Genomic DNA, 1869 nt, shown 5'->3' with positions numbered 1-1869 from the left:
CGTCGAGCGTCTCGTCGAGGTCGGCGGCGCGCCGTACGTCCACCCGCATCAGTGACCGCGGAGCAGCGGCGAACGGCGATCGGCGTCGCCGGAGAGCAGCGCGGCGTGCAGGCGGCGCAGTTCCGGGCCCGGCTCGATGCCCAGCTCGGCCACCAGCAGCTCACGCGCCTCGCGGAAGGCGTCGAGGGCCTCGTCCCGCCGCCCGCTGCGGTGCAGGGCGACCACGAGCTGCTCGCGCAACCGCTCACGCAGCGGGTGGGCGGCGACGAGGGTGCGCAGTTCGGCGGCGAGGCCGTCGTGGCCGAGCGCGAGCCGTACGTCGATCCACTCCGATCTGGCCACCGCCAGCTGCTCCTCCAGCTCGGTGATCCGCGGCGCCACGGCCCCGCTGAGCGGTACGTCCTCGGCCGGGGTTCCGCGCCACAACGCGACCGCGGCCGCGTACTCCCGCTCGGCCGCCACCAGGTCGCCGTTCGCCCGTTCCCTGCGCGCCCGGCGTACGCCCTCCTCGAACACCAGCAGGTCCAGACGCTCCGGCGGGACCTCGCAGGCGTACCCCGACCCCTCGGTCCCCAGCCACAGGCCGCTGCCCTCCAGGGAGCGGCGGAGCTGATGGACGTAGGTCTGGACGTTGGACAGTGCCGAGCGGGGCGGGTCGTCCCAGAGGGCGCCGATCAGGCGTTCGGTGGAAACGGTCGCGTTCGGGTGGAGCAGCAGGACCGCGATCACGGCCCGCTGCTTGCGGCTGAGACGGATCCGGCCGCCGGGACCATTGAGGCGAATGGTGCCCAGGATCGCGAAGTCCACCGGTCCTCCCTCGTGCCTGATCGGATGATCAGCTTTCCGGAAGGCAGTACATCTCTGGTGACACCCATTTGACAAACGCGGCAAGCCGGACGGTCAGCGATGGCCGGTGTCGGGCGCCAGTAGCCGTGATCGGCCCCGTGGCTGGTGGCGGTGTTCAGATGGGGCCGTTCGTCGGTCAGTTGGAGCGGAAGGCTTGCGAAGGGCTCGGGGACTGGTGTGGGCGGGTCTCCAAGTCGCACGTGGATTTCGCCGTCGAGCGAGATGAGGTCGTCGAGCGTGCGGCGAACGATCCGTGTGATCGGCTGAGTGAAGAGGAGCATGAGCCAGGCCGAGACCCGGATGGGGAGGGCCAGCCTCTCGTCGCTGAGCGCACGTCGGAGAAGTTCCAGGCGGCGGCGCTGAGACGAGGGCGGAGCCTCAGCAGTGCCTTTTGGGTTCGCGTGTCGTAGAAACCGTCGCGCCGCAACAGCCACCGACAGACCAACAAACCACTACTGGCTCGTGCGGGGGAGGCGATTCACCCTCACGGGTGATCAATCGTCCTGGAGGCCAGCAGAAGGTACAGGTATGGCGATCAAGCTCTTGCACGCGGCCCCGGCCAGCAGTGACACCGCACAACCTGCCTCACGCTGGGCGCTCCGTACCGCCTACGCGCTTCCGTGGCTGCTGCTTCCCACGTGCCTGTGGAGGTTGCCGTTCGCCTTTCACTTCGACATGGGCCAGCTCGACGACGCGCCTGTGTCACCGTTGTGGATCAGCATCCCCTATGTCTTCGGGCTCAGCGTGCTCACCGAGTTGGCGGCGCTGCTCAGCATCGGTCTGGTGCGCGGCTGGGGCGAGGTGCTGCCGAGCTGGATCCCGGTCATCGGCGGCAGACGTGTGCCGCCCATGGCAGCGGTCGTCCCTGCCGTGGCCGGTGGGCTGCTCTTGACCGCGGTCTCGGTCTGGATGGCGCTCTCCTGGGTCGGCGTCGCCGGCAGCGTGGCGTACGAGAATGGCTGGTGGCAGGCGCTGGCGATGGTGTCCATCACCCCGACGGCGCTGTGGGGCCCGATATTGCTC

At 69.6% G+C, this 1869-nt stretch carries 2 protein-coding genes; one reads left to right on the top strand and one right to left on the bottom strand.

Annotated elements, in window-relative coordinates; translation table 11 throughout:
* Window positions 1-48 precede the first annotated feature (48 nt).
* On the bottom strand, window positions 49-807 hold the full coding sequence (locus ACWCSD_RS52185; protein WP_449927289.1) for an AfsR/SARP family transcriptional regulator: 759 nt from the start codon (window positions 805-807) through the stop codon (window positions 49-51).
* A 567-nt stretch (window positions 808-1374) separates the two neighbouring features.
* Between ACWCSD_RS52185 and ACWCSD_RS52180 the strand changes: the two genes are divergently transcribed.
* On the top strand, window positions 1375-1869 hold a 495-nt coding region (locus ACWCSD_RS52180), incomplete at its 3' end, for a hypothetical protein (protein ID WP_449927287.1).

The sequence above is a fragment of the Nonomuraea sp. NPDC001684 genome (assembly GCF_053596515.1).
The sequence above is the reverse complement of the archived record's forward strand: the minus strand, read 5'-3'. Positions and strand labels throughout refer to the sequence as shown.